This is a genomic window from Candidatus Woesearchaeota archaeon (genome assembly GCA_016187565.1).
Classification (GTDB): domain Archaea; phylum Nanobdellota; class Nanobdellia; order Woesearchaeales; family JACPJR01; genus JACPJR01.
This window is the reverse complement of the sequence record JACPJR010000034.1, coordinates 29,490-53,605: the sequence shown is the minus strand read 5'-3', so window position 1 is coordinate 53,605 and position 24,116 is coordinate 29,490. Positions and strand designations below refer to the sequence as shown.

The window sequence follows — 24,116 nt, the reverse complement described above, 5'->3', positions numbered from 1 at the left end:
GGTGATGGAAAGTTTATGGGTTCAGTTGGACACATCACTCTAGAGAAAGCAAAAGAATACGTAAAAAATCACGAGACTCATGACGCCAAAGACTTACTGACTAGGAATCCCCACCATTTATGGTTGGGGAGGACGTCAATTCTTCGCCCCACGACTTGACAAAGTCAAGGTCAAACAGGAACTCCCCTCTTACAACATACTTTTCATTCTCTACTTTCCAGTCCCTTTTATCTTCAAATTTCTTTCCCCATCTCTCTCTTTTTGCCATAAAATCACCTCTTTTTAGCTTTTACGCTATTCAAAATAGCGTAACATTATATACTTGTTGCTTTTTCTATATTACCATGGCAGAAAAAGCGATAATAATGTATGATTTGAAAGGAAAAAGCAATAGTGAAAGAACACAAATAATAAGAAAATTGTATGGTTATCGAGATAAATCAAATTATGATTATAATTATGAAAGAGAAGGATTATTAAGAAAAATTGATTTGAATAAATCAAGAAAAACGGTACTTCATGTGAAAAATAAGGGAGACATAACAAAAGTAGTCACAATACTAAAAGAACTCAAAATAGAATTCGAGTTAGCCAAATTCTAAGGTAATTATTCAACACCGCACGGGGCTTGAGAATATACTATATTAACTACTAATACATAGTAACAAAATAGAAAGATTTAAATACTAGTTAATTATATAGGTTTAGTGAATAGGAATGGCACTAAGTAAAGAAGATGTAATGGGAATCTTGCGTAGAAAATTACAAGACAGAGCAAGTACACTTTCACATTTAAGAACAGGGATGGATGATAGCTATAGGCATCATGAGCAAAAGATAAGAGAAAGTACACAATATCATGACCAGCAAGTTAGAGAATGGGAAGAACGTGGTCGGCAATTAGGTCTTTCAGATAAGGATATTTTGGGTATACGTAGTCAAATTGCAGAACCTGAACCAATAAGATACTGGAAAATTAAAGACAAACCAGTTACTTCAATTGACCAAGTTGTTGGTCCAAGTGTTTCAACTAAAGATGCGATAGACGACCCTACAAAACCTCATCCATACAGAGCAAAAGTACTGTCTCCTTTAGACAAGGTTTTTATTGATGATGTTCTTAAAGATGATATTGTAACAAGAGTTTCTATTCCAGAATTACTTGAAGGAAAAGAACCAGCTTATAGCGGTGTCATTCTTTATGGTCCACCGGGAACAGGCAAGACCATTTTATTGAGGGCTATTTGTGGAGTTTATCAAGCTACTGGTGCTTACTCTAAAGAAGTTTCTGTTGCTGAAGTAAATAGTAAATGGGTTGGAGATTTTGCAAAAAATTTAGAAAGCGAAATTAAGATCGCACTAAGAGAGGCACAACAGAGGCAAAAACCTTCATTTTTGTATTTTGATGAAGCATCTATCTTGGCGGAAAAAGCTGGAAGGGGAGCAGAATCAGTATCAAAACATTATCAAGAACCACTTGATACATTAAAAAGATATATCGGAAATTACAGGAGTTTAGTAATTGCTCTAAGCACAAATTTATTATCAGAGTCATTCGAGGACGCATTAACAAGAGAAGGTCGTCTTACATCTTATTTTGTTGATTATCCAAACCCAGAACAAAGAGCAAGAATGTGGCAACATTTTGTTGGAGTGTACAAAATAATGGAATTAGATGATGTTCAGGCACAAAGGTTAGCTGAACTTACACCAGCAGAACAAGGCGCATTTATAGAAGAATTCTCAAGAAATTATAAAAGTGCAAGAAAGAAGGCATTACTTGCGGATAAAGGCTATAAAACATTAGTAGATGCACTAAAGCATAACCAAAGCATTCCAGATGATGAATTAAATCAATCAATCACATTTGAAAGAGTTTGTGAAGATTTAGCAACTGCACTAAAGGCAAAATATGAAAGAACTGGAGCTGGAATGCCAGAAATTACAAAGGGAATTAATGGTTCAATGAAATTACCACAATAAGAATCATGATCAAATAAAAAATATCATTAAAAACAAGCCCCGATTTTCATTAAATTCTAGTCTGCTTACGCAGAAAATACATTATAAAATTTATAATAAAAAACTACAGCGACAACTGGGATTTACGGCGGGTTTTCGAACTTTTCGTCTATGAGAATTCTGTTGCCAAAAAAAGGCATTTAACAAGGTTCCTATATGTTATATTCAATAAATTTGGAGTCCTAAAAAATAGAAGGGGGATTTGGTGTTACGGTTTATGTTGTTGCACTCTTTCTTGCAATAATCGAAGATGTCCTTTGATATAACCCAGTCTTCCAAATGAAGGATTATTTGGACCACCACTAGATTGTACTAATTCCAGCTGATAATCAGCCTTAATTTCGCCAACATCTGGAACTCCAAATCCTGTATAAATCTTCTTTTATTTTTCTTTGAAGTTCTCTTTACTGAAATTACGTTTTAGCCTAATGAACAATAAGAAGTGGGAAAAAAACCCAGAAAAAACTTATAGATACGTTAAAACATTTGATTATTTGGTTGCTATGTTCCACAATAATTTGAAGTGCTTTCGGTAGGTTTCAGCAACTCCTTTTGAGGTGATGACGATAGCTATCAATGTTGGTTCCCAGATATTTATGTTCACTTTGTTGCCGTAAATGAACGTGGCTACCGGAGAGCTCATAGAATGTGGGACATATCTAACCTCAGTGTAGTACCAAGGAGGTTTTCGTTCTCCTCGGGTATAAATGCCGTAATACCGAATCTTATGTTTCTTCAAATCGCGAAGAAATTGCTTTGCAAATTCAGGAAGGTATTCCCTTAGCTGTCCTCGTACGCCGAAACCATAGAGTGTTTTTTTCTCTTTTATCATGTCTCTCCAAGCTGATTTCATCCCTTCTTCTCCACGATAAACTTCAACCTCGATGTCTTCGATGCATAGTTCCTGTAGCTTCCTCAGATCTGGCATAAGCGAATCAAGAAACAATTGTTTCTCTTTCAGATACGCAAACAGATTTTCTGGATCAGCAGTCTTGTACTTGGTGGTCTTGCCAACCTTGTGAAAGGTCATTAATCCTTTCTCTTTGAGTTTATCAAGCACATCATAAATATTCGTGCGATGAAATCCGGATTCTTTTGCAATTTCTTTAACTGTAACGGTTCCAAGCTTAAGAACGGTGAGATAAATCTTTGATTCTGCCTCAGACAAGCCGATTTTTGATAGTATCGTTGCTTCCATTTGATGAAGAAAGTGCTCTTATTATTTAAAGTTGTCTGATTATAGACAAATATTATTAATAAAGAAAACCATGCTTCTGTGGCTAAATGCCAAATTATCAACAAGCATATCGAGAAAAAGGTAAAGAGTTTAGTGCTGTCCACCAAAGACAGGCAAGTGTCGAAGCATATAGTAGATGTCGGTATATTCCACCAGAGGTAATCTATGAAGTTACCGTAAGAGTTTTTGAAGGTGCTCCTCAGACAGTTTTGGAAGCTGCAACAGGGAATGGACGATTCTTTGTACCATTTGCAGCATATGCTCAAGCAAACCATCCATCAACACGATTAGTCGGAATGGATATTTCAAAACCAATGCTTGAGGAGCTTGCTCAAGGTTTAGTTGGGTATGAAAATACAGAAATACATCATGCTTCTCTTGAGGATGCAGGATTTTTTGAATGTCTTCATGATGTTGACAGGGTTTTTAGTTTTGCCACGATGCATATTTTATCAGAGCATTGGCAACATGCATTAGACAATCTTGTCGCTTGCCTCTCTCCTAATGGTAAGATCATATTAGGTGAGGAAATAAATGCAGTGTTTCATGGTACTGAGGCAATGTATGAGCACCATGATTATCGATTGACTGAAGTCAGAGAATGGTTTAGCAATGAGGTGCTTCCCGGTCATCTTAATCAAGTGGTTGCATTCTTTCAGCGGTATCATAACCTAAGGTCTGAAGCAGGACTTCCCTTTACGAGATTTAACAGTCAAGTGTTGCATGGTGATCAGAGCCCTGCAGAACGATACCTACGAAGTAAGGGATTTACACAACAAACCTTCTCTGGCAGAGCATTCTCCTGGCTGAAACCTCATTCATTTGCTGAAATCTTGTACTGTCTGGAACAAGGAACGGTAACAACACTTGGCACTGATCTTCCTGATGAGACGAGACAGAATCTGAAAGATGAATTGCAAGAATGTTGTAGATCTGCGGGATACAATCTTAAGACAGAACTCTTCATACCCTCCCAGATACAATTACATGTTTTCGAGAGGTAAAAATGAGGGACAAACTTGCGGAAGTTTGTGAAACAGTAATGCATCTCACTTCTCTGGGAGAAAAACTAATAGAGTTACATACCATTGATCCACAGATTCCGGATAAAACAATAATTACCGTAGCAAGAGATGCTATAAGTCCCGAAACCTCTGGTTACAGCTCTCCTCGGGGAAGTGAAGGGTTGAGAACTCAACTAGCCGAGAAGTATGGTGTAGGAGCAGCGAGTGTTATAGTAAGCGCAGGATCACGTTTTTTGTTACATGGTCTCATGCAGGTATTATTGAAACAAGGAGATAACATCATTATTCCAGAACCTGAATGGGCACATTGTCTTATCCCAACTATTAGTGATCGAGGAGCAACAGTCAGGAGGGTTCAGAGAAAATCTGCATTAAACTGGCGGTTTGACCAGGACGAGCTTGAAGAGAGAATTGATTATTGTACGAAAGGACTGTTGTTGAGTAATCCTAACAACCCTACAGGAATCCGTTTTAACACGCAGGAAATAGGTTATTTGGCAACGTTCTGCAAAGAAAGAGATTTGTATTTCATCGTTGATACAGCATATGAGCCGTTAGCTTTTGAAAAATCTAAAACGAAAGTAGAAAATGATCGATTGGTCATCGTTGGAACGTTCTCAAAAGGGTTTGGGATGGCTGGATTTAGAGTAGGTTATCTCATCTCTAATGATAAAGATCTGCTTGATGGGATCGAGCAATTTATTTATGATACCATCCAATGCACTTCTCAGTTTACTCAAACCGTTGCAAGGTATGTTTTAGATCACGAAGATGAAATGCTCGATAGACAAGTCAGCGATTATAAAAAAAAGTTAGATGATGTTAAGGGTATTTTAGAAGAAAGCTCTGTTTGTTTCACCGAGCCTGACAGTGCTCCGCTCTTGTATCTTCATTTGAATGGCGTAGATGCTGACCGTTTCTCTGAATCGCTTCTTAATAATTGTAGGGTAGCAGTTTGTCCAAGTACTGCATTTGGAACATCAAACCAGTATGTAAGAGTTTCATTAACTGCTGCAGAGGAAGATTGTATCGCCGGAGTAAAAATGATCTGTGAAGAATTGAAAGGAAGAAGATGAATATGGATAAAATACCGAGAGAGGCACTTGTTAGGGATTTGGAAGCTAAATTACAGCATGGAGATTATGTTAGCTCTTTTTTTGATTATTTAGGAGTTGATCCTATTTTCATTGGTAGGGGAACACTTGGGCCTGAGCAAAGCTGGGTTGCTCAACATTTCACTGAATATTTGGTGCTTCATCCGCATCTTTATCGAGGAAAGGATGTGCTTGACATGGGAACTGGGAGCGGTGTTCAAGGCGTAGTAGTAGCACGTGGAGGAGCAAAGAATGTTGTTGCTGTTGACAAGTCCTTATTTGCCTTGAGAAGTGCTCGAAGAAATGCTCGAGGATTAGAAAATATGAGGGTTGTCAAAAGTAATTTGTTTGATTCATTGCCATTGTTCCTCTATGATGTTATTATTTTTAATCATCCATTTTTAGAAGGAACGCCAAAGGATGATATTCAGGGAATCTACATAACTGAACCGCAAACATTAGAACGATTTTTTGATGGTTCTCGAAGTTATTTATCAAAGGGTGGAATGATTCTCATGCCCTTTTCCCGTTTGGGGGATCATCCTCCTGAACGGTATATCAGAAGATTTGGCTATAGGGTTACTGACCAAGTAACTCTCGAAAATCAGTTTGGTAACCATTCAATAAGCGTTATTCAACAGTAGGATTCGTTTGTTATTTCCGTTTAAACATCTTCTCAAGGGTATCAATCGTAAATGATATTACGGTTGGTCTCCCATGAGGACAGGTGTAGGGCATTCGGCACTGAAAGAGTTCAGTAACAAGCATCTTACTCTGTGGAGGAGTTAAGGTGTCTCCTGCCTTTATTGCAGCTCGACAGGCCATGGTTGCAACCATTTTCTGTCGTAGTTCTTCAATATCTTTGATGTTTCTATTTGCTTGCAGACTGTCAAGAAGGTCGTGGATAATGGTTTCTGGAGGAATCTTTCCAAGAATAAAAGGAACGCTTGCTAGTTTATAGGTGTTCATCCCGAAAGGTTCTAAGGCAAAACCCATTGTCTGCAGAAGATCCTTATATTGTTCTACGATCGCTGTTTCGTGTGGAGGAACGGTTATTATTTTTGGTTGGACAAGTTGTTGCACTGTTATCTCTTTTTGTGTATCCATAAACTGTTCGTAGTATACTCGTTCATGAGCCGCATGTTGATCAACAATCTGCAAGCCTTGAGCATCCTCGATAATGAGATATGTTTTTCCAATCTGCCCTAAAACAATAATTTCGGTATCAGGTGCAGGTAACTGGTCAGGAAGTTGGGGAGCGGTTTCTTCTTTTATTCTTCTTTTTTCTTCGCTTGGAAGTAGAGTTTGTGCTGTATGCTCTAAAGGGTATCTTTTTTTTCCTGAATGGTGAATTTGTGGTTTTTGTACTGTTAGTGTGGATTGTTGGATTCCTCCCTCAGCGGTGTACCAAAGGTTATTTTCTTGTAAGGTATTTCGCACTGCACGAAAAACAGCTGCATACAAAGAGCTTTCATGCTCCACTCTGATTTCAGTTTTCTGTGGATGGACATTCACATCAATAGTTGTTGGATCAATGGTAATGTAGAGAACCACGATCGGATAGCGATGAGCAAAGAGGAGGGTATGGTAGGCATCATGGACAGCATTACTGACGATACTATTCTTGACATATCGCTTGTTGATAAAAAGACTTTGCTGTGATTTGTCTTTTCTTGTTAGTTGTGGTTTAGAGATGTATCCCATGACATCAATATCACCAGAGAAATGGATTGCAAGAAGATCCTTTGCCACATCCTTACCATAAATAGAAACAATATTGCTGAGCATATCATTGGTAGCAGGGCTGATAAAGATTTCGTTGTCATTGTGCAGAAGTTTATAAAAAATCCCCGGGTTTGCTAGCGCATACCGAGTAACGACATCGGCTATATGGGAGAACTCTATTTCAGTACTTTTCAGGTACTTTCTCCGTGCAGGTGTATTGTAAAAAAGATCCTTTACTTCAATGCTTGTTCCCGAGGGACATCCGACTTCATTAACCCCTACAATCCCATCACCCTCAACCTGAACCTGGGTACCAACAAGCTCACGATCTTGCTTTGTCTGTATCTTCATCAGAGAGACTGCCCCGATACTTGCCAATGCCTCTCCTCGAAATCCTAGGGTGGTAATCGCAAAGAGGTCATGGATTGTTTTGATTTTGCTGGTAGCATGACGTTCGATAGCTAGGATAGCATCTTCTTTACTCATACCGGTGCCATTATCGGTTACCTTTATTGAGACTTTGCCACCTTCCTTTACCTCTACGGTTATCTGGGTTGCCTGTGCATCGAGACTATTTTCAAGAAGTTCTTTAACCACTGAAGCAGGTCGTTCAATGACCTCACCTGCAGCTATTTTGTTGATAATCTCATTAGGAAGAATTTGAATTGAGCCCATGGAAGTGGAGAGCTCTTTTAAGTATAAAAATGTATTGCCCCCCTACACATGACACTTATTTCAAACTGAAATGCTCAAAAAATAACAACATATAAATAACGTGGCTGTTTTTCATGCCCTATGAATGCTGATTATCAAGAGCGTGAACGTCATGCAGTAGATGCGCTCAAAAAACAGATTCCACGGTCATTGAAAAAGAACAAAGTAAAGGGGACTGAAGGCTTATTCGCAGAAATCTTTGAGAGCGATCTTTTTCCTGAGCATTACTGTGTGTGTGCAGCAGACACTGCAGGCACGAAAGTCCTTATCGCTCAAGCAATGGAAAAGTATGATACTATCGGCATTGATGTTGTTGCTATGAATGCTAATGATTTAGCAACCCTTGGAAGGATAAGTCCTTTTTTGTTCTTGAATTGCATGTCAGTCCAAAGTGTCATCCAAGAGAAAGGCATTACTGCTGAACTCATGAAAGGAATCGTGAAAGGCCTTGAGCAGTCCAATGCAAGCGATGTTCTCCATAACACGGTTTATTGTAATCTTGGTAAGGGAGAAACTGCATCGGTTCATGAACTTCTCGGCGGAATTAAACCAGGTCATGGGTTTGATATTGCAGGAACGATGATTGGATTTATTGAAAAGAAGAGTCTTGTACTGACGCCTCATGATGGTGATGTTATTATTGCCCTAGCAAGTTCTGGAGTGCACAGCAATGGTTTTACCGATCTTCGACTAAAACTATTACAAGGAGATTTCGAGACCAGAGCAGAATACCGGAAAGGGTATCAGGGGAAATATCGCTTGCACGATCTTGTTCCAGGCACTTCAATAACTGTTGGCGATGCACTCCTCGAACCAACAATGATCTATGTAAGAATTATGGCTACTCTTGGTAGTCGTTATCGTATTGTTGGTGTTAATAATACCGGTTATGGGTTGAGAAACTTCAACCGAATTACGGGCTTTGATTACCTTATCACTGAGCCTCTCGAACCCCAGCCTATTTTTTCACTCATGCAACATGCATCAGGCTTCTCAGACTATGAGATGTACCAACGCTTTAATATGGGCATGGGTTTTTTTGTTATCGCCAATCCCCATGATGTCGAAGGAATCTTGTCACTCTGCACTTCACAACAATGTCCTGCAAAGCTTGTTGGCAAGGTACGTAAAAGTAACCATCCACAAACCGTTCTCCGAAGTCATGGAAAAGAACTCGTCTATGAAGGGTACTAAGTTCGATTCGTGTGTTTTTCTCTTTTTTCTTCAAAATGCCTCTTCGAGGTTATTCGAGGAGTATATATTTCGTTTTATCCAAGATTCACTTTGCGAGCTGTAATAGCTCTTGATATTCTTCATCTTCTAATGATACTTTAGTGGTGTATTGATATTCTTCTCGAATACTTATTGCTGAATGGGGAGACTCTTGTGCTTCTGCTATGCTCATAGAGCTTACTTTTTCCAGATCACTCTGTTCAAGCGTAATTTTGCCATCTTCGATTAAATTGGCAATCACCGCAAACGTGCATTCCTGATTTCTACTTTCATAACCAACCTTTGCCAAAATAGCAAGGAAACAATGATATATTGTGTAAAATAGGCTGCTTGAGCACCAATCGGTAAATCCTCCTCTTTGAAGGTAAAAAGTGACTTTAAGATTATGTTCTGCTTTTGCTAAATGATCTCTCGCTGTTTCCATGTTTGGGATTACTTCAACGAGGCCTCGATGTTTCTTCTCGTCTTGTAGTTCTTTCTTTGCTTTATTCAAGCACCAGCGGAGTTTATTCTTTGCGTGACTCATGATATACCTTAATAAACTTCTCCTCACCAACTGCGATTATTCCCTTTATGGCATTTAACAGAGGTTTATCCCTTTTTTTAATATTGTTGACTAAATCATTAAACGTTTGGTATATTGGATGGATCATTTTAATGTTTGCTTCATTGAGTTCTTTTATTTCTTTTTGTAACTGAGGAAAATGCTTTTGGTCGGTCAAAAGAAGAACATCAATGTCATTGGGATTTGTTTTTTCTAATACCGAACCGAAAAGGATGACAAGACTAGCGTTTTTTATTTTTTTTAGTTCTTGAACCCATCTTTTTACTGTTAGGGTAGTATGGCGAGATTCTCGTGATAATATTAATCCTACATAGCGATGAGCATAGGAGCTTTCAGGGTTTATATGATAGATTACAGCGTTTCCTATTTTTTTTGATGTTAAGATTGATTCGCTTTCCAGACGTTTTAGTATTTTAAGTGCACCCATAGCAGTGATTCCCACAACCTTTGCAAGACTATTCGCATTATAATCTACTTCTGGACTTTTTACAAGTTTTAGTACAATATCCATTTCCGTTTTGGTTATTTCTTTCATATAAACTCCCAGTTTAAATATTTAAACTACGGGTATATAAATGTTTGTATCCAGATTCATTTCAGGTGAAAGTACTTTTCAGAAATTAATGTTCCAAGGTAAAACGGGCAATGTGTTTGATGCTGCTTGCTGTGCTCTTCATGATCTCAATGATTCGTATGGTTGAAGTATTGTAGTGAGATTCAAGAAAGGTGTTGAGGTCCAAAATAATTTCCTTATTCTTGAGCTCGGTGGCAAGAGCACTTTCTTTATCATCTTTGTAAAAGGCCTGCATGGTTCGGTTGTATTCTTCGAAGAGATTTCTCTGTTTCTGGCAGAGTGCAACAGCAGTTTCTTTATCGAGCCCAGATGGATGTAAATACCTCCTCATCCGTTTTGTCTGATCCCCTATTTTTTCCAAACAAACAATAATGTGCCAATGACGGAGGAGTTCAAAGGGTGTTTTTTCCATCAATTTTGCAATGCGAGGATCAATCAATGCTTTGTTGATCACCCGATGACTGAGAAAATGAAGCCTATTAACGTCAATATCTCGCTCTGCAATACTCGCATAATTATCTGTTGTCCATGGCTCAGCAGCATCTTGGAGCATACTCCGCACAATAATATCCATTCTCCTGACAGAATGTTGCAACGAAACCTCTTGGAGGTTCAGCAGATCCTTTGCAATGATTTTTTCCGGGGTCTGCTCTAAAATTTCAAGTCCTGCTAAATTTCGGATGGTACTCTTAATCTCACGCACATATAATTCGAGTTGTTTTCCCGCAATGACAATGATATCATTACCACTCACATATCCCGCTATGATCTCTGCCTTTACCCCGCCCATGGATTTACCATCAACATTGATATCTTGTCGTCGTTCAATAGCTTTAGGTATTTGCTCAGCAGGAGAAATAACCAAGTGAGGACTCTGCTCGATAAGATGGAGCGTATCCCCTTTGTTGAGGTGATTATCTTGTACCCATTTCTTAGGTAATGATACGACATACGAGCTCTTGCCAAAGCCGATAATACGTCTTATTGCATGCATGTTTTGTGGTCTTCTGAAATCATAATCATTAGGTTGCTCTCGGAAAAGGTAAGAGTATATACAAGTATATATACTATATGCTCAAGATATATATAAACCTAATGCTCATAACCTTTACTAAGCAAAGAGAGGTGATCACCATGCGTCCGGGGAGACAGGTTCACGGCTTTATGTACGATTTCCATGACATAAATGAAGATGTTTACTGCGAAGAATTTCGTGAGGAATTACTTGATGACGATGAAATGAGTAATGAGGAAGCAGGTTTTATGCAAGGTTATCAGGAAGCTTCTTAACATCGCGTAGGTGCCCCGAGACTGCCGTTTGCCCTATTTCTCGGGGCACGTCGTTTTTCTTGGTCACAACGCTTTATTGCGTTTCAACTCTGCGTGACCTGTTGCGAAACCTTTATATAGATGGCTCAATGCCAGTAGCAGTGTGGATAAAGTGATTTTATCCTTCTTATCAGCAACTTTTTTCAGCAAAAAATCCTCAAAAACAAAGCAGAACACATGAACGAACATGAGCAGTAGCTATCGAGCAGAGGACATCCAAGTTCTTGGTGGCATTGAAGCTGTCCGCAAACGACCAGGCATGTACATTGGAAGTACAGCAGAACCAGGGCTTCATCACCTTGTGTATGAAGTTACCGACAATAGCATCGATGAGGCTCTTGCAGGCTACTGTACAAAGATTGTTGTTATTATTCACAAGGATAATGCAGTTACGGTTATCGATGACGGTCGTGGAATTCCGGTTGATATCCATCCCAAGTTCAACAAGCCTGCACTCGAGATCATTATGACCAAGCTCCATGCAGGAGGAAAATTTGAGAAAGGGGCTTATCAGGTAAGCGGTGGCTTACATGGGGTTGGCTTATCCGTTGTTAATGCGCTCTCCAAACAATGTATCATTGAAATTAAGCGTGATGGAAAGACCTATCGACAAACCTATGCCCAGGGAAAGGCCATTACAGAACTCGAGGTTATTGGCCCTGCTGAAGGTACAGGAACAAAAGTTACCTTTTATCCTGATGATGAGATCTTTACGGTAACGACCTTTAATTTCGACCTGCTTGCTAAACGAATGCGGGAATTAGCATACCTCAACAAGGGTTTAAATGTCCGACTAAAAGATGAACGAACTGGCCAGGAACTTGAGTTTCAATATGATGGGGGCATTGTTGAGTTTGTTGCCTACCTCAATAAAAATAAAAAGCCCTTTCATGAGCTTATCCATATCGAGAAAGAAAAAAATGGGGTGTATATCGATCTTGCTATGCAGTATAATGAAGCCTATACCGAGAATACACTCTGCTTTGTTAATGATATCAACACCGTCGAAGGAGGAACGCACCTTTCGGGGTTTAAAACTGCACTTACCAGAGGTTTAAACAGTTATCTCGAAAAAGCAAAGGTAGGAGATGATACAAAACTCTCGAGCGATGATGTCCGTGAAGGGCTTTCCACCGTACTTGCATTGAAGGTTCCTAACCCCCAGTTTGAGGGCCAAACAAAAACAAAGCTTGGCAACTCTGAGATAAAAGGTCTTGTTGATTCAATTGTTAGTCAGGCCTTCCAGCAATGGTTAGATGAACATCCGAAGGATGCACGGTTGATTGTTGAAAAGGCATACACCGCTGCCAAAGCACGGGAGGCTGCCAAGAAAGCACGAGAGTTAACGCGAAGAAAGTCTGCCTTAGAAGGATCTTCATTACCAGGAAAACTCGCTGATTGTTCTAATCGGGATCCAGCACAATGTGAAGTGTATCTTGTCGAGGGAGATTCCGCGGGCGGCTCGGCAAAGCAAGGGAGAAATCGAGAGTTTCAAGCAATCCTTCCGTTGCGTGGAAAAATCTTAAATGTCGAAAAAGCTCGCATTAATAAAGTGCTTACCAGTGAAGAGATTGTTACTATTATAACCGCACTAGGCACAGGTATTGGAGAAGACTTCGACCTGGCAAAGCTCCGTTATCACAAAGTTATTATCATGTGTGATGCAGACGTTGATGGACAACACATTACGTGCTTGATTTTGACCTTTTTCTATCGTTACATGCGCCTGATTATTGAAGGAGGGAATCTTTACATCGCTCAACCTCCCCTCTACAAGATAAAGAAAGGAAAGGATGTCTATTATGTATACAGTGATGCAAAAAAAGACGCCCTCCTTAAAGAGATCGGTGAGGAAGGAACGGTTATTCAACGGTATAAGGGCCTTGGTGAGATGAATCCAGACCAGTTATGGGAAACAACCATGGATCCTGTGAATAGGTCATTGAAGCAAGTCACTATTGGAGATGCCATAGAAGCTGATCAGATCTTTGAGATTTTGATGGGCGATGAAGTGGATCCTCGACGAGAGTTTATCGAGGCCCATGCAAAAGAAGTTAAGAATCTTGATATTTAATGGAGAATAACGACCAAGCATCTCTTTTCCAAGATGCCAACATTTATAAACCAACCCTTTTTTCCTAGCGTGTTATACCAGAATGGATAGTAAAACAATAATGTTGTGATGCATAATGGCAAAGGAACAAAAAACAGTCAAAATACGAAAGAAACGATGGTTCAAGATCTATGGGCCAAAGATGTTTGGAGAACCAGAGATTGGAGAGGTTCCAACCTACGAGGCAAACACACTGAGAGGAAGAACGCTTGAAATAAATCTCATGGATATGACCGGTGATCCAAAAGCACAGAACACGAAGCTTACCTTTGCTGTCGAGACAGTTGAGGGAGATAATGCATATGCCATACCAGTAAAATATCAAATCATCCCTGCAACCATCAAACGATTGGTGCGAAGAACAAAAGATAAGGTAGATGCATCATTTCTCTGCAAAACCAAGGACCAAAAATTAGTACGATTTAAACCACTGCTCATCACTAAAAATAAAACAACCAAATCTGTCCAAACTGCATTGCGGAAGACCGCTCATGCTTACTTACAAGATGCAGTTCATAAGTTAACCTACGAAGATTTGATTCTTCAGCTCGTTAATCACAAACTCCAACGATCGTTAAAGGATCTTACTTCCAAGGTTTTCCCGCTAAAGGTGTGTGAAATTCGCATTGTCCAGTACGAAGGAGAGGCTCCAGCAAGCGATGCTGCTCCACAAGAACCGGTAACAAAACCGGCTGAGGAAACAGGAAGCGAACACGCTTCTACTGAAGAAAAAGACGAAATTAGTGAGCAGGAAAGTGAGGCATCAGTAAATCCCAGTAAGGAAAAACCTACCGAACGAAAAACCTCCAAAACAGTGGTTGAAGACGTGGAGGAGGAAGCAGAGGAATAGGAGCGCGTCATGCAAACACCTGACGTTCTCATTATTTTTGGTTCTTCTTCTGATAATAAGGTCTATAACAAGATACTTCATTGCTGCGCGAAAGAACATATTGCGGCAAAACTTATCGTGGCATCTGCCCATAAATCACCATTGTTGTTGGGTAGAATTCTTGAGAAAGAGCAAGGATACAACGCAATCATTGCAGGTGCAGGGCTAGCTGCACACTTGCCTGGTGTTGTGGCAGCAAAAACCATACGCCCGGTCATTGGCGTTCCGTGTCATGGAAATTACCATGGCCTAGATGCACTCCTTTCTGTCCATCAAATGCCTGCAGGTGTTCCTGTTCTTGGTCGTGGCGTAGATGGTGGTACTGATCTTACTGATCTGCAGTGTATTTTCCAGCAGTATGAGCAGGTGGTGTTGTCTGGAGAAACAACACATGAACGAGTAACCGCATGTACTGACATACTTCAGCAATTTGGTGTGCCATTTTCAATAAGAAACCGAGAAACTGAGGCAATAGCTCCTCTATCATTGATCATTCATTTCTCACCATTGTCTTCATTTACTTTCGTGAAAAATGCATCCAAGCAGTTGGTTATCAATGTTCCGCTGCATGAGCAAGCAACAGCACAAGATGCTCTTTCACTTCTAAAACTGACTGAGAAGGGATTTTGGGTCGGTCTTAACCGAGCAGAAAATGCTGCTCTGGCTGCAATCGAAGTGATGAGCATGACTGGAAAATATGACCAGCAGCTTCATGCCTATCGAAGGAAATTAGCAGAAGCATTTGAGAAATGATAGTCGGGTAGGATTTTCAGCGTTCTTGTAAAAATTTCGGCATTGTTTTTTCTTTCTGATACCTTTCCGACGAATGTGTATCCTTTTCACTCTTTGCAATAGTTCGCTTATTTTTATGCTGCAAACACCTATTAATCTCTGATTTTTCTCAGTGGGTATGGCAATAATAAACAACCCACACAACTTTCGTAACCAACTATACAAAAAGCAGCAGATATGCACAAAGAATAAGCGTTTATGTCATCGTGGCTTTACCTATAGCCCTGTCATTTTTGGTATGTTCGTTGGGCTTCTTTTTCTCCTGCCTCTTACGTATGCTGATACCTATCAGGGTCATGGTGAGTATCGCGCTTGGGGAAATGGAACGTTGTTGTTCTATGGTGATGGCACGGTCATGATTGCAGGAAAAGACCTTACGCTTTGCCTCTATCATGGAACTATCAAAGCAATGCAAGGAACATGGTACGAAGAGCAGGGTTGTCTAACAAGTAGGAGAGGCGTTATCTTTTTAGAGGCTGACGGGCTGAACTTTGATGTAGCAACAACTGAGGCGTATCTTGAGGGAGATGCCATGGCACGGGTTGATACTGAAGGAAATTGGTTCTTCCAGAAGAAAAAATAGATCATAAAGAAGATCGATTCTTTATTTGTCTTTTTTTGAGAAGAGTTAAAAAAATGGGGCTGCCGTGACTTTCAGTTAATCTTCTTTTGAACACGGGATCACGTGCGCCCCGGGCACGTATCATAGTCCAAGCTAGACCACAGCCCCAGCTAGTGGATTATGGAACGGTGAGTCATTTATAAACATTGGTGAAGAAACATTTAAATAATGCGTGTTGTTCGATCCCGCAATGGACATTACCATACCTAAAGGAACAAAGGATCTTACCCCTGAAGAGATGATTACCCGGCAGCATGTTTTTCTTGTGCTCCAGGGTTTGTTTGAATCGTATGGGTACAATCCGCTTGAAACACCGTGTCTTGAGCGCGTTGATGTTTTGGCATCAAAATATACTGGTGGCTCAGAAATTTTGAAAGAGACTTTTAAACTCAAGGATCAAGGTGGCAGAGATTTAGGTTTGCGTTATGATCTTACGGTTCCTCTTGCGCGTTATATTACCATGCATCCGAACGTGAAATTGCCCTTCAAACGTTATCAGATGGGACCTGTTTTTCGGGATGGACCCATTAAAGCAGGAAGGATGCGACAGTTCTGGCAGTGTGATGTTGATGTGGTTGGTACCACGAGTATGATTGCTGATGCAGAGCTCTTGGCATTAACTGAGCAAGCCTTTACAACGCTTGGTATTTTGGTTTCCATAAAAGTGAACAACCGTAAACTCTTGGACGGGCTTTTGGTAGAGGCAGGGGTTCCAAAGTCTCTGTTAGAGGTTACCATTCTTAGTATTGATAAACTAGCCAAGATTGGTGAGGCTGGCGTCAAAGAAGAACTACAGCGTCATCAATTGACACCAGCAATGATGCAGCGGATATTTTCTTTATTTTCAGTAACTGCAAAAGAACCATTGGCAATGTTAGATGAACTTTCTGGAAAGTTAAAAGATGAACAAGGAAAGCAGGGAATTCATGAACTTCGTGAATTGTTTTGTTTTGCTGACTTCTTTGGCATCAAATCTCTTGTCCTTGATGTAACGCTTGCTCGGGGCTTGGCGTACTACACGAGTACGGTTTTTGAGGCTTTTGTTCCTGATGGAACCTTCCAGAGTTCCTTAGCAGGTGGTGGTAGGTATGATGAGATGATTGGTAACCTTTTAGGAACCAAGCAAGCGTATCCTGCGGTTGGTATTTCATTTGGTATTGAACCAATCTCACTGGTCATGCAGCAGCAACATGGTATAAAGAAAAGCGTTGTGCAGGTTTATGTTATCCCCATAGGAACTATGGCAGCCTCGGTTCGTATTGTCCAGGAATTACGTCAACAGGATATTCATGTAGACATTGCACTCGGCAAAAAAGGAGTGAGTAGACACTTAGAGTATGCAGACAGTTACCAGATCCCGTATGTTATTCTTGTTGGTGAAGACGAGCTTCAAAAGCAAAAAGTAAAGTTACGTGACATGAGGACAGGAAAAGAACAATTGTTGAATGTTAAGGACGTGGTAAAGTTAGTTACGCATACTGCATGATATTCTACCTAAATTGAATCATCTTCTAGCTTCTGTCCAGTCTGCTTCGAACTGTTACCGTTATCTCGTCGATTAGCAGGTAATAGTATTGTTTTCAAAATAACATTCTTGCTTTTTGATGAAGGGGTTGTACGGTGCAGACAAATATGGCTCAAAATCGACAATGCCTAAACCAGAGTCATCATAATAATCATAAATGGATAATACAATAATACCACGAGTGGTAGTTCCCCACCAATTATTTTCAGCAGTTATATCTCTAGAATCCTCATTGACAAAATTATAGTACACATTATCATAGAGGTTATTATTTACTATTCTACTATTGGTGAGCAGATACCATACATCTATGCCTTCACTGTTTCCATAAATCTCATTTGCCTCAATAATAGCTCTATCAACAACTGTTAACCCTATCCCAACATCATTTCCAGTTAGGTTATTACGTTTCATAACGATCTGTGAAACATCATAAAGCTCTATTCCTGTTCCGTAGTCATTGCTACCCGCTATGGTGTTATCAATAACGCTTCCATTATCTGAGTAGTAAATATTTATACCCGTATAAAAGTCACCGGTTACCGTAACATTGCGAATACTGAACTTAGACGACGAATCTATATCAACACCAGTAGACCCACCAAAATTCTTAATAGTAGTGGAACTAAGGGAAATATTATCTGCAGAGTCTCCAGAGATTCCAATAGCGAAATTTGAGAGAGTGCATCCTCTAACACTTGCATTTCCTTTTCTATAAATAGAGATACCAACTCCATCTCCTGGATCTCTGGTCTTGATGGTACTGCCATTACAATCAAGGGTAATGCCAGTTGCATTAAATATCAAAATCCCTGAGGCTACATTATCTTCTAGAGTGTAATTTCCTCTGCATAGGATAACATCCTGGTTGAGGTAAAAATCGTCTTTAAGGCCAATGATCGACGCATTAGTATCATCGCAGTCATTACCAATAATACATGAACTGATATTGTAAGCGTAAGTTCCATCACCGTCATTGTCAGTACATCCACAGATCTGAGCATCATAGGGGACATTTGCACCCGGTGCAAAATAATTTCTTTGCGTACAATAATCAGTGCTTCCCGAATCATCATAAATACCACCACCATAGAAACCATTACCCCCAACCGTTGCTCTTTCAACATAAGCCTCTATGAAGAGATCTACAGCTGGATTATCAAAATAGTTAGAAAGGACAGTTATTTGACTTCCAGAATTAATATCAATTCCATAGTAATTATTATTGGTAAATTCGCTCTTGGTTATTGTTCCACTATCTGAATAGGAAAGATCAATGCCATAATTATTACCAATAGCAGTAAGATTTTGCACAACGAATCGATCTGCATTATCCAAAGATAATCCTTGGTAATTACCTGTAAGGGTATTTAAGAGAAACAAAATATTGGACGTGCTTTCTGCAAGAATCCCCTTCCTATAATTTTGAAAGGTACATCCTTTAATAGTGATGTTTGATTTTCTTTCTACATACATCCCATATCCGTCCTGGTTTTGACCAATAATACTACTTCCATTACAGTCTAAGGTAATACCACTTGTATTGAGGATGAACACACCACCAACCCCTTGATCCTTTATTGAGTAGTTTGCACTACAAAGAACTGAATTACGATTTATATAAAGATCATCGTTAAGGCCAATGATTGACGCATTGGTATCATCGCAGTCATTACCGAGAGTACAGCTTACATTGTAAGCGTAAGTTGTGTCACCATCAGCATCAGTACATCCACAGACCTGAGCGCCATAGGGGACATTTGCACCTGGTGCAAAATAATTTGGCATTGCACAATAATTCGTGCTTCCCGAATCATCAATGACACCTTTACCAAAAAAGCCATTCCCACCGACAACCGTTTGTTGGGAATAAACATCAATCAAAAGGTCCATATTTACATTATCAAAACGATTGGAGAGAATCATAACGCGGTTGCTCGAAGAAAGATCAATCCCTTGATTATTCGTAGTGAAATTACTTTTGGTTACAAGACCATCATCTGAGGATTCGATAGTCATGCTCACATCGTTATAATACAACGTAAGGTTTTGCACAATATATCCATCTGAGCGATATAATGATATGCCTTCATCATTTCCTATAAGCGTATTCAGTGACAATGAAATATTCTGTGCATAGTCGGCTCCAATTCCTACATCATAATTCACAAATGTACAACCTTCAATCTTCGAATTATCTTTCTGCGTGTAGATCCCAGTTCCTTCTTCTAGTCGTATACTACGGATAATGCTTCCATTACAATTGAGTGTTATTCCAGTGGCATTAAACCGTATAATTCCCAGTGTACCATCATCATCAAGAGAGTATCCATCGGTGCATAAGGTTACATTGTGGTTAAGGTATAAATCATCTCTAAGCCCAATGATCGATGGATCTGTATCATCACAATCTGGAAGAATAGAACAGCCACCAAAGAAACTGTCATTATCAGCGTCAGTACAATTTGCTGGAAGTTGTTGGGTAAACTCAACAATCGTTGTATTTTTCGCGAGGATATCAACCAAAACACCATCCCCTATGCCAAAGTATTCGCCATTCACTAAGATGTACCACGTTCCTTCAGCAATTTTAATGGTTGTAGAACCAGCAGGTAAGTAAGGAATAATATATTCCCCTGTCACATTAGTAGGATATTGTGGAGGCTCAAAAACATCTTCATAGAGAAAAATACCTACTACCGGAGAACCATTTTGATCAGTGACTTTACCTTTGACGCTTCCTGCTGCACTCAGTGAAAAGTTAAGTACACGTTCCTGTCCCGAAGACACAAAGTAATCTGTCTTTGTTGTTGGATATAGATTAGATTCTGGATGAGGATACGCAGTAAGGGTGTAAGTACCCTCAGGAAGATTCTCGATAACATATCTCCCAGATACATCAGACTGAGCTGAGGTTATTATTGGACCACTCACACTTACCTCAACATTCTCTACCGGAGTTTTGTTATACAAGGTGAATCCACTAATCTTACCAAAGGCATCAAAGTCCGAATAAAGATAGGATGTTGTGTTAATAGGTAAAGGGTATTCATTGAGGATACTACCATTAGTGTCTGAAACGGTTAACGAAACAATTTGATAAGGTCCATGACGTTTTGAGTTACTAATAGCAAATCCATTAAAATCAAGATCAACAGATTGCGTTCCTGCTGATAAACTTTTGGTCTTTGTTGCTAGAGAGATAGGTATAGCATTTTTATTCCAAAGATGAGCAGAAAAAAAGTAAGTTCCTGAACGGTTAACAGCAACTGTTGTTTTCAGCCGTAAGATATCATACAATCTATTTGCGTTAAGATCAACACCGAATTCCAGTGGTTTACTTCTAAACTCAACTCGAGGCATTTCAAACGAGGTGTACTGATAAGCCAAGGTTTCGTAGATATCATAGGCAACGTCCACTTCAGTAAACAGTTCATTAGTAAGGCTTACTAGTCCTAATTGATAGGGTCCATTGCTTCTTGAAGCTCTTAGTGATACTCCAGCGAAGGTTAAGTTAATAGTGCTAACTCCGGGTAAGAGTGTCGCTGTTTGCTCTGCAACACTAACACCGTCAGCTAAAAAGCCTCGAAGTGTATACATCCCTTGTTCATGCACATCAACATCAACGCTAAGAATAAGCGAGTCATAAAGCGAGTTAGTATTCTGATCAGGTGTAGTCTCTTGTGTTATACCGAGGATTTCAGCCGGTAACCATTCGAACTGTACGGCTTGATATGTTCCCGTGTTGATCGTAGTGGTCTCTTCAAGATTATCACCGAATAAGCGGACTGTTGCGTTAAGGGTTCCATTAACGTTTGCCTTTCGTAGGGCTTGTCCATCAAATGATAATTGAATGGTTTGGTTACCTTCTTCCAAGTAAATCAACAAAGGCTGTGCACCAAACTTTTGTCCTTTCTGGTCTACGAGTAAAGCCTCAAAAGAGTAGTTTCCTGCTGACCTAACATCAACTCCAGCGTCGAGGGTGAGAACGTCAAATAATTGGTTAAGGTTGGTATCGAGACCAAAATCTCGGAATAAGCCAGTAAAGGTTGCATTATTTCCTGTTTCTTGTGATATTCTTCGATAAGCAGGTATGGATTGTTTCCCTGGCTGTGCCCAGTCTCGACTGTAGGTGCTATGCAAGACCTGGCCTTTTAGATCAGCATAAATCTCTCCATCTACTGATTTAACCCTACTTCCTGCACATGGATGATTAGGATCTGGTTTGAGAAAATGGACGGTCGTACTTCCACTGATAAAATAATTTCCTTGAGAAGAATCTGGAGAATTCGGATCAAAACCCTGCAAACTTGCTTCTTCAATGTCAGGAATTCCATCACAGTCTGTATCCGGTCTTCCGTTCCAAATCCCGCCAGGAAGCCAGTTGTTATACACATCAACATGCGTTGTTTCATGCCCGAGGGTTAACGAAACACAATCTGAGCCTGTATGATCTATAGAAATCCCCATGCTAGGAAAGGAAAAAAAACCACCATTTTTTCCACATCCAAGCGGTGCTTGTTTACCTAACGATATACTTTGAAAATTAGTATATCCCCACCCATTATAGCCGGGATCATATTTAAAATACCCATTTTGGTGATCAAAGCCCTCAGCAGTAACTGCTTGATCATCATGCAGTGACCAATACCCAAACCAATTGGGATCACCATTAAATGCATTATAATCACTTCCATCCTTTTTGAAATACAAAAGGGCATTTTTTTCCATTTCTTGCTGACAGGTAACATTAGCTTGTTTCCACGTTACTTTGGCTATAACTGTTTTTGCACCATGAGTATCAATGTTCGGCGTATATTTGAGAGGGTTACCGGTGTTTTGTGGAGCTATAGGTAAATTTTGGTGAGCTTTACTGGATCCATGAGGTGAGGTTGTCAATCTGCTTCCCACTGATTCAACAGTCCAACTTACTAATGCATAGGGCGCTCCTTTTAGGTTTGCTGAAAGCGTAACAATGTTTCCTGTTTCTGGATTATTTTTGCTGCTTGTTCCTTCAATACTAATATTAATTATTTGAAAATCATACAAGGGTATTTCTGCTGAACTTTTCATCTGGTAGGAAATTGGTGTTGGCCAACAGGGACCATCTTTACAGTCTTGGCCAACGACCATAACTTCGTAATGTGTACTGTTGGACACAAGAGGTGGTGTCGTAACAGTCTGCGTAAAACTGTGCGTTCCGAGTGAGGAAAATTCTTGATATTCGCCTAAAAGATCCCATTCTTGTTCTTCCGGGAGTTTTCCATAGATACGAAAATAATAGGTTGGGCAGTACAGTGCATTTGTGTATTCAACAGTTATGTCAAAGGTATTGTTACTCCCTCCAGTGATATTTTGACTACCACAGATTCCTCGTGGTCCACCGGTGATATTGAGTGAGGAAATATCATTTTGCTCATCTGACAGGAGAAGGCCTTCTTGAAATGGCTTAATCAGCCCTCCTGATGCCCTGACATTCACCGTCAATTCATGAAACTCTTCTTTTTCTGTTATTGCTTCAGATGCTTTCAGTGATGCAGTAATAAATCGCAGTGCAACGTGTTCTTGCGTCGCGACGGTTGTTTTATAGGTTTGGTAGACAGTATCGAAGAAGGTGCCAGCTATTTCTTCTTGCATGAGTGGAACTATTTTATCTTCGCTTCCTTCAGAGGACATTGATATTGAAGATACTGGTACTGCCCAGAATCCATAAACCGTTGGATAAACATGCGTAATCTTTCCCTTAAGTGCTTGACAATATCCACAACTTCCTTGGAGTTCTCCATCATTGATTTCACAGAGTGCAGGATCATTAAACTGACTCGTAAGATACTGAACATCCATTTTTTTCATTAAAAGGTAGGTGTCTGCATTCTGTGTTAATAACTTAATTTTTATATGCTTCACGATCTTCTCTGATGGAAACGATGTAACTTCTGTTAACACTGCTAGTTTCTGAGCCATGAACGTTTCTTGTCTTTCATAGCTCATCAATGAGATATCTTCAGTAATAAGTAAACCAATAGAATGTCCATCATCCATAATTGTTGTGATTGCTTCGGGATATGCCTGCATAAAATCAGTCGTGAAGAAAAATGTTACTAATACCTTTTCTGACTGCAGCATCTCTAAGAGTTTTGGTAATATATTCGCATCATGTTCATCTTCAAGATCAATTTGGAGATTTATGATATTTGTTGTTAACTTTCTTTGCTGTATTTCATCTACTGAGCTATAGATTCTTTCTGTGTCGTTGTCAGCGTTGCTGTTGAAAGGAGGAAGAATGTCTCTGTCATGTCTGTTACATACTCCGTTTTTTTGAGGCAATATAGCTTTCGAGGGTAAGACTTCTGAAAATTGTTGGTAGGCATTTTGTTGGAGAATCTTTTTTTCGTGGATTCCGTCTTGTAGTCCTTCATTTCCATTCCGGTCAACAGTATCAATTTCAGCAGTGATAGTAAGAACAGTAATCATCAGAATCATTAAAATTAAAAGTGAGAAAAAAGTTTTTTTCCTTAACATCGAAATAGGATATGCTCTTTCAGAGAACAGTTTATCCATTCTTACCACCCCTTTATAACATCGCTTAATACGGCTCTGTATGACTAGATCTGATCAAAAAACTAAGCCCAAAAAGTGAATAAAATAAACACTCGC

At 39.7% G+C, this 24,116-nt stretch carries 19 protein-coding genes and 1 tRNA gene; 12 read left to right on the top strand and 8 right to left on the bottom strand.

All coding sequences use genetic code 11. From position 1 onward, the window contains the following. Window positions 1-100: 100 nt before the first annotated feature. Window positions 101-268, bottom strand: coding sequence for a hypothetical protein (locus tag HYW21_09020; GenBank protein MBI2549461.1), 168 nt, complete (start codon window positions 266-268; stop codon window positions 101-103). Window positions 269-344: 76 nt separating this feature from the next. Between HYW21_09020 and HYW21_09015 the strand changes: the two genes are divergently transcribed. Then, complete coding sequence (locus tag HYW21_09015; GenBank protein MBI2549460.1) at window positions 345-602, top strand: hypothetical protein; 258 nt, start codon at window positions 345-347, stop codon at window positions 600-602. Between the two features lie 115 nt (window positions 603-717). Then, the gene (locus tag HYW21_09010; GenBank protein ID MBI2549459.1) at window positions 718-1,983 is read left to right on the top strand and encodes an ATP-binding protein; all 1,266 of its coding nucleotides are present in this window, start codon (window positions 718-720) and stop codon (window positions 1,981-1,983) included. A gap of 529 nt (window positions 1,984-2,512) precedes the next feature. On the opposite strand, the gene HYW21_09005 is transcribed toward HYW21_09010, so the two are convergent. Then, window positions 2,513-3,220: a hypothetical protein gene (locus HYW21_09005; GenBank protein MBI2549458.1), complete on the bottom strand. Its 708-nt coding sequence runs from the start codon at window positions 3,218-3,220 to the stop codon at window positions 2,513-2,515. An 86-nt stretch (window positions 3,221-3,306) separates the two neighbouring features. Between HYW21_09005 and HYW21_09000 the strand changes: the two genes are divergently transcribed. From HYW21_09000 to HYW21_08990, 3 genes are read left to right on the top strand one after another with little or no spacing between them, the layout of a single operon-like run. After that, complete coding sequence (locus HYW21_09000) at window positions 3,307-4,263, top strand: class I SAM-dependent methyltransferase (protein ID MBI2549457.1); 957 nt, start codon at window positions 3,307-3,309, stop codon at window positions 4,261-4,263. Window positions 4,264-4,265: 2 nt separating this feature from the next. Beyond that, the gene (locus tag HYW21_08995) at window positions 4,266-5,360 is read left to right on the top strand and encodes a pyridoxal phosphate-dependent aminotransferase (GenBank protein MBI2549456.1); all 1,095 of its coding nucleotides are present in this window, start codon (window positions 4,266-4,268) and stop codon (window positions 5,358-5,360) included. A gap of 2 nt (window positions 5,361-5,362) precedes the next feature. Then, on the top strand, window positions 5,363-6,022 hold the full coding sequence (locus HYW21_08990; protein MBI2549455.1) for a methyltransferase: 660 nt from the start codon (window positions 5,363-5,365) through the stop codon (window positions 6,020-6,022). 10 nt (window positions 6,023-6,032) lie between these two features. Here the strand turns inward: HYW21_08990 and mutL are convergent, their stop codons facing one another. Continuing rightward, complete coding sequence (mutL, locus tag HYW21_08985) at window positions 6,033-7,778, bottom strand: DNA mismatch repair endonuclease MutL (protein ID MBI2549454.1); 1,746 nt, start codon at window positions 7,776-7,778, stop codon at window positions 6,033-6,035. Window positions 7,779-7,898: 120 nt separating this feature from the next. Here mutL and HYW21_08980 point away from each other — a divergent pair, with 120 nt between their 5' ends. Then, complete coding sequence (locus HYW21_08980; protein ID MBI2549453.1) at window positions 7,899-9,011, top strand: hypothetical protein; 1,113 nt, start codon at window positions 7,899-7,901, stop codon at window positions 9,009-9,011. 85 nt (window positions 9,012-9,096) lie between these two features. On the opposite strand, the gene HYW21_08975 is transcribed toward HYW21_08980, so the two are convergent. From HYW21_08975 to HYW21_08965, 3 genes are all read right to left on the bottom strand, one after another. After that, a complete protein-coding gene (locus HYW21_08975) occupies window positions 9,097-9,576 on the bottom strand; it encodes a hypothetical protein (GenBank protein MBI2549452.1) in 480 nt (159 codons plus the stop codon). Beyond that, window positions 9,557-10,150: a hypothetical protein gene (locus HYW21_08970; protein ID MBI2549451.1), complete on the bottom strand. Its 594-nt coding sequence runs from the start codon at window positions 10,148-10,150 to the stop codon at window positions 9,557-9,559. Before HYW21_08970 ends, HYW21_08975 begins: the two co-directional genes overlap by 20 nt. An 85-nt stretch (window positions 10,151-10,235) precedes the next feature. Continuing rightward, window positions 10,236-11,183: a phosphate uptake regulator PhoU gene (locus HYW21_08965; protein ID MBI2549450.1), complete on the bottom strand. Its 948-nt coding sequence runs from the start codon at window positions 11,181-11,183 to the stop codon at window positions 10,236-10,238. A gap of 140 nt (window positions 11,184-11,323) precedes the next feature. Between HYW21_08965 and HYW21_08960 the strand changes: the two genes are divergently transcribed. The 5 genes from HYW21_08960 to HYW21_08940 all read left to right on the top strand — a co-directional run bounded on the left by HYW21_08960 (window position 11,324) and on the right by HYW21_08940 (window position 15,895). Next, window positions 11,324-11,479, top strand: coding sequence for a hypothetical protein (locus tag HYW21_08960; GenBank protein MBI2549449.1), 156 nt, complete (start codon window positions 11,324-11,326; stop codon window positions 11,477-11,479). A gap of 226 nt (window positions 11,480-11,705) precedes the next feature. Continuing rightward, window positions 11,706-13,592: a DNA topoisomerase (ATP-hydrolyzing) subunit B gene (gyrB, locus tag HYW21_08955; protein ID MBI2549448.1), complete on the top strand. Its 1,887-nt coding sequence runs from the start codon at window positions 11,706-11,708 to the stop codon at window positions 13,590-13,592. A gap of 115 nt (window positions 13,593-13,707) precedes the next feature. Next, complete coding sequence (locus HYW21_08950; GenBank protein ID MBI2549447.1) at window positions 13,708-14,481, top strand: hypothetical protein; 774 nt, start codon at window positions 13,708-13,710, stop codon at window positions 14,479-14,481. A 9-nt stretch (window positions 14,482-14,490) separates the two neighbouring features. Then, window positions 14,491-15,273 carry an AIR carboxylase family protein gene (locus HYW21_08945; protein MBI2549446.1) on the top strand — a complete coding sequence of 261 codons (783 nt, stop codon included), beginning with the start codon at window positions 14,491-14,493 and terminating at the stop codon, window positions 15,271-15,273. A 157-nt stretch (window positions 15,274-15,430) separates the two neighbouring features. Then, window positions 15,431-15,895, top strand: a complete 465-nt coding sequence (locus HYW21_08940) for a hypothetical protein (GenBank protein MBI2549445.1) — start codon at window positions 15,431-15,433, stop codon at window positions 15,893-15,895. 54 nt (window positions 15,896-15,949) lie between these two features. Here the strand turns inward: HYW21_08940 and HYW21_08935 are convergent. Beyond that, a tRNA-Pro gene (locus tag HYW21_08935) sits at window positions 15,950-16,042 on the bottom strand. An 82-nt stretch (window positions 16,043-16,124) separates the two neighbouring features. Here HYW21_08935 and hisS point away from each other — a divergent pair. Then, on the top strand, window positions 16,125-17,420 hold the full coding sequence (hisS, locus tag HYW21_08930; protein ID MBI2549444.1) for a histidine--tRNA ligase: 1,296 nt from the start codon (window positions 16,125-16,127) through the stop codon (window positions 17,418-17,420). A 72-nt stretch (window positions 17,421-17,492) separates the two neighbouring features. On the opposite strand, the gene HYW21_08925 is transcribed toward hisS, so the two are convergent. Further along, entirely contained in the window at window positions 17,493-23,933 is a 6,441-nt protein-coding gene (locus HYW21_08925; protein ID MBI2549443.1) for a right-handed parallel beta-helix repeat-containing protein, read from the bottom strand. Window positions 23,934-24,116: the final 183 nt, after the last annotated feature.

Bases quoted from the DNA above. Each gene is read 5' to 3' on its own strand.
- HYW21_09020 (MBI2549461.1), bottom strand. From the start codon at position 268: ATGGCAAAAAGAGAGAGATGGGGAAAGAAATTTGAAGATAAAAGGGAC.
- HYW21_09015 (MBI2549460.1), top strand. From the start codon at position 345: ATGGCAGAAAAAGCGATAATAATGTATGATTTGAAAGGAAAAAGCAAT.
- HYW21_09010 (MBI2549459.1), top strand. From the start codon at position 718: ATGGCACTAAGTAAAGAAGATGTAATGGGAATCTTGCGTAGAAAATTA.
- HYW21_09005 (MBI2549458.1), bottom strand. From the start codon at position 3,220: ATGGAAGCAACGATACTATCAAAAATCGGCTTGTCTGAGGCAGAATCA.
- HYW21_09000 (MBI2549457.1), top strand. From the start codon at position 3,307: ATGCCAAATTATCAACAAGCATATCGAGAAAAAGGTAAAGAGTTTAGT.
- HYW21_08995 (MBI2549456.1), top strand. From the start codon at position 4,266: ATGAGGGACAAACTTGCGGAAGTTTGTGAAACAGTAATGCATCTCACT.
- HYW21_08990 (MBI2549455.1), top strand. From the start codon at position 5,363: ATGGATAAAATACCGAGAGAGGCACTTGTTAGGGATTTGGAAGCTAAA.
- mutL (MBI2549454.1), bottom strand. From the start codon at position 7,778: ATGGGCTCAATTCAAATTCTTCCTAATGAGATTATCAACAAAATAGCT.
- HYW21_08980 (MBI2549453.1), top strand. From the start codon at position 7,899: ATGAATGCTGATTATCAAGAGCGTGAACGTCATGCAGTAGATGCGCTC.
- HYW21_08975 (MBI2549452.1), bottom strand. From the start codon at position 9,576: ATGAGTCACGCAAAGAATAAACTCCGCTGGTGCTTGAATAAAGCAAAG.
- HYW21_08970 (MBI2549451.1), bottom strand. From the start codon at position 10,150: ATGAAAGAAATAACCAAAACGGAAATGGATATTGTACTAAAACTTGTA.
- HYW21_08965 (MBI2549450.1), bottom strand. From the start codon at position 11,183: ATGCATGCAATAAGACGTATTATCGGCTTTGGCAAGAGCTCGTATGTC.
- HYW21_08960 (MBI2549449.1), top strand. From the start codon at position 11,324: ATGCGTCCGGGGAGACAGGTTCACGGCTTTATGTACGATTTCCATGAC.
- gyrB (MBI2549448.1), top strand. From the start codon at position 11,706: ATGAGCAGTAGCTATCGAGCAGAGGACATCCAAGTTCTTGGTGGCATT.
- HYW21_08950 (MBI2549447.1), top strand. From the start codon at position 13,708: ATGGCAAAGGAACAAAAAACAGTCAAAATACGAAAGAAACGATGGTTC.
- HYW21_08945 (MBI2549446.1), top strand. From the start codon at position 14,491: ATGCAAACACCTGACGTTCTCATTATTTTTGGTTCTTCTTCTGATAAT.
- HYW21_08940 (MBI2549445.1), top strand. From the start codon at position 15,431: ATGGCAATAATAAACAACCCACACAACTTTCGTAACCAACTATACAAA.
- hisS (MBI2549444.1), top strand. From the start codon at position 16,125: ATGGACATTACCATACCTAAAGGAACAAAGGATCTTACCCCTGAAGAG.
- HYW21_08925 (MBI2549443.1), bottom strand. From the start codon at position 23,933: ATGATTACTGTTCTTACTATCACTGCTGAAATTGATACTGTTGACCGG.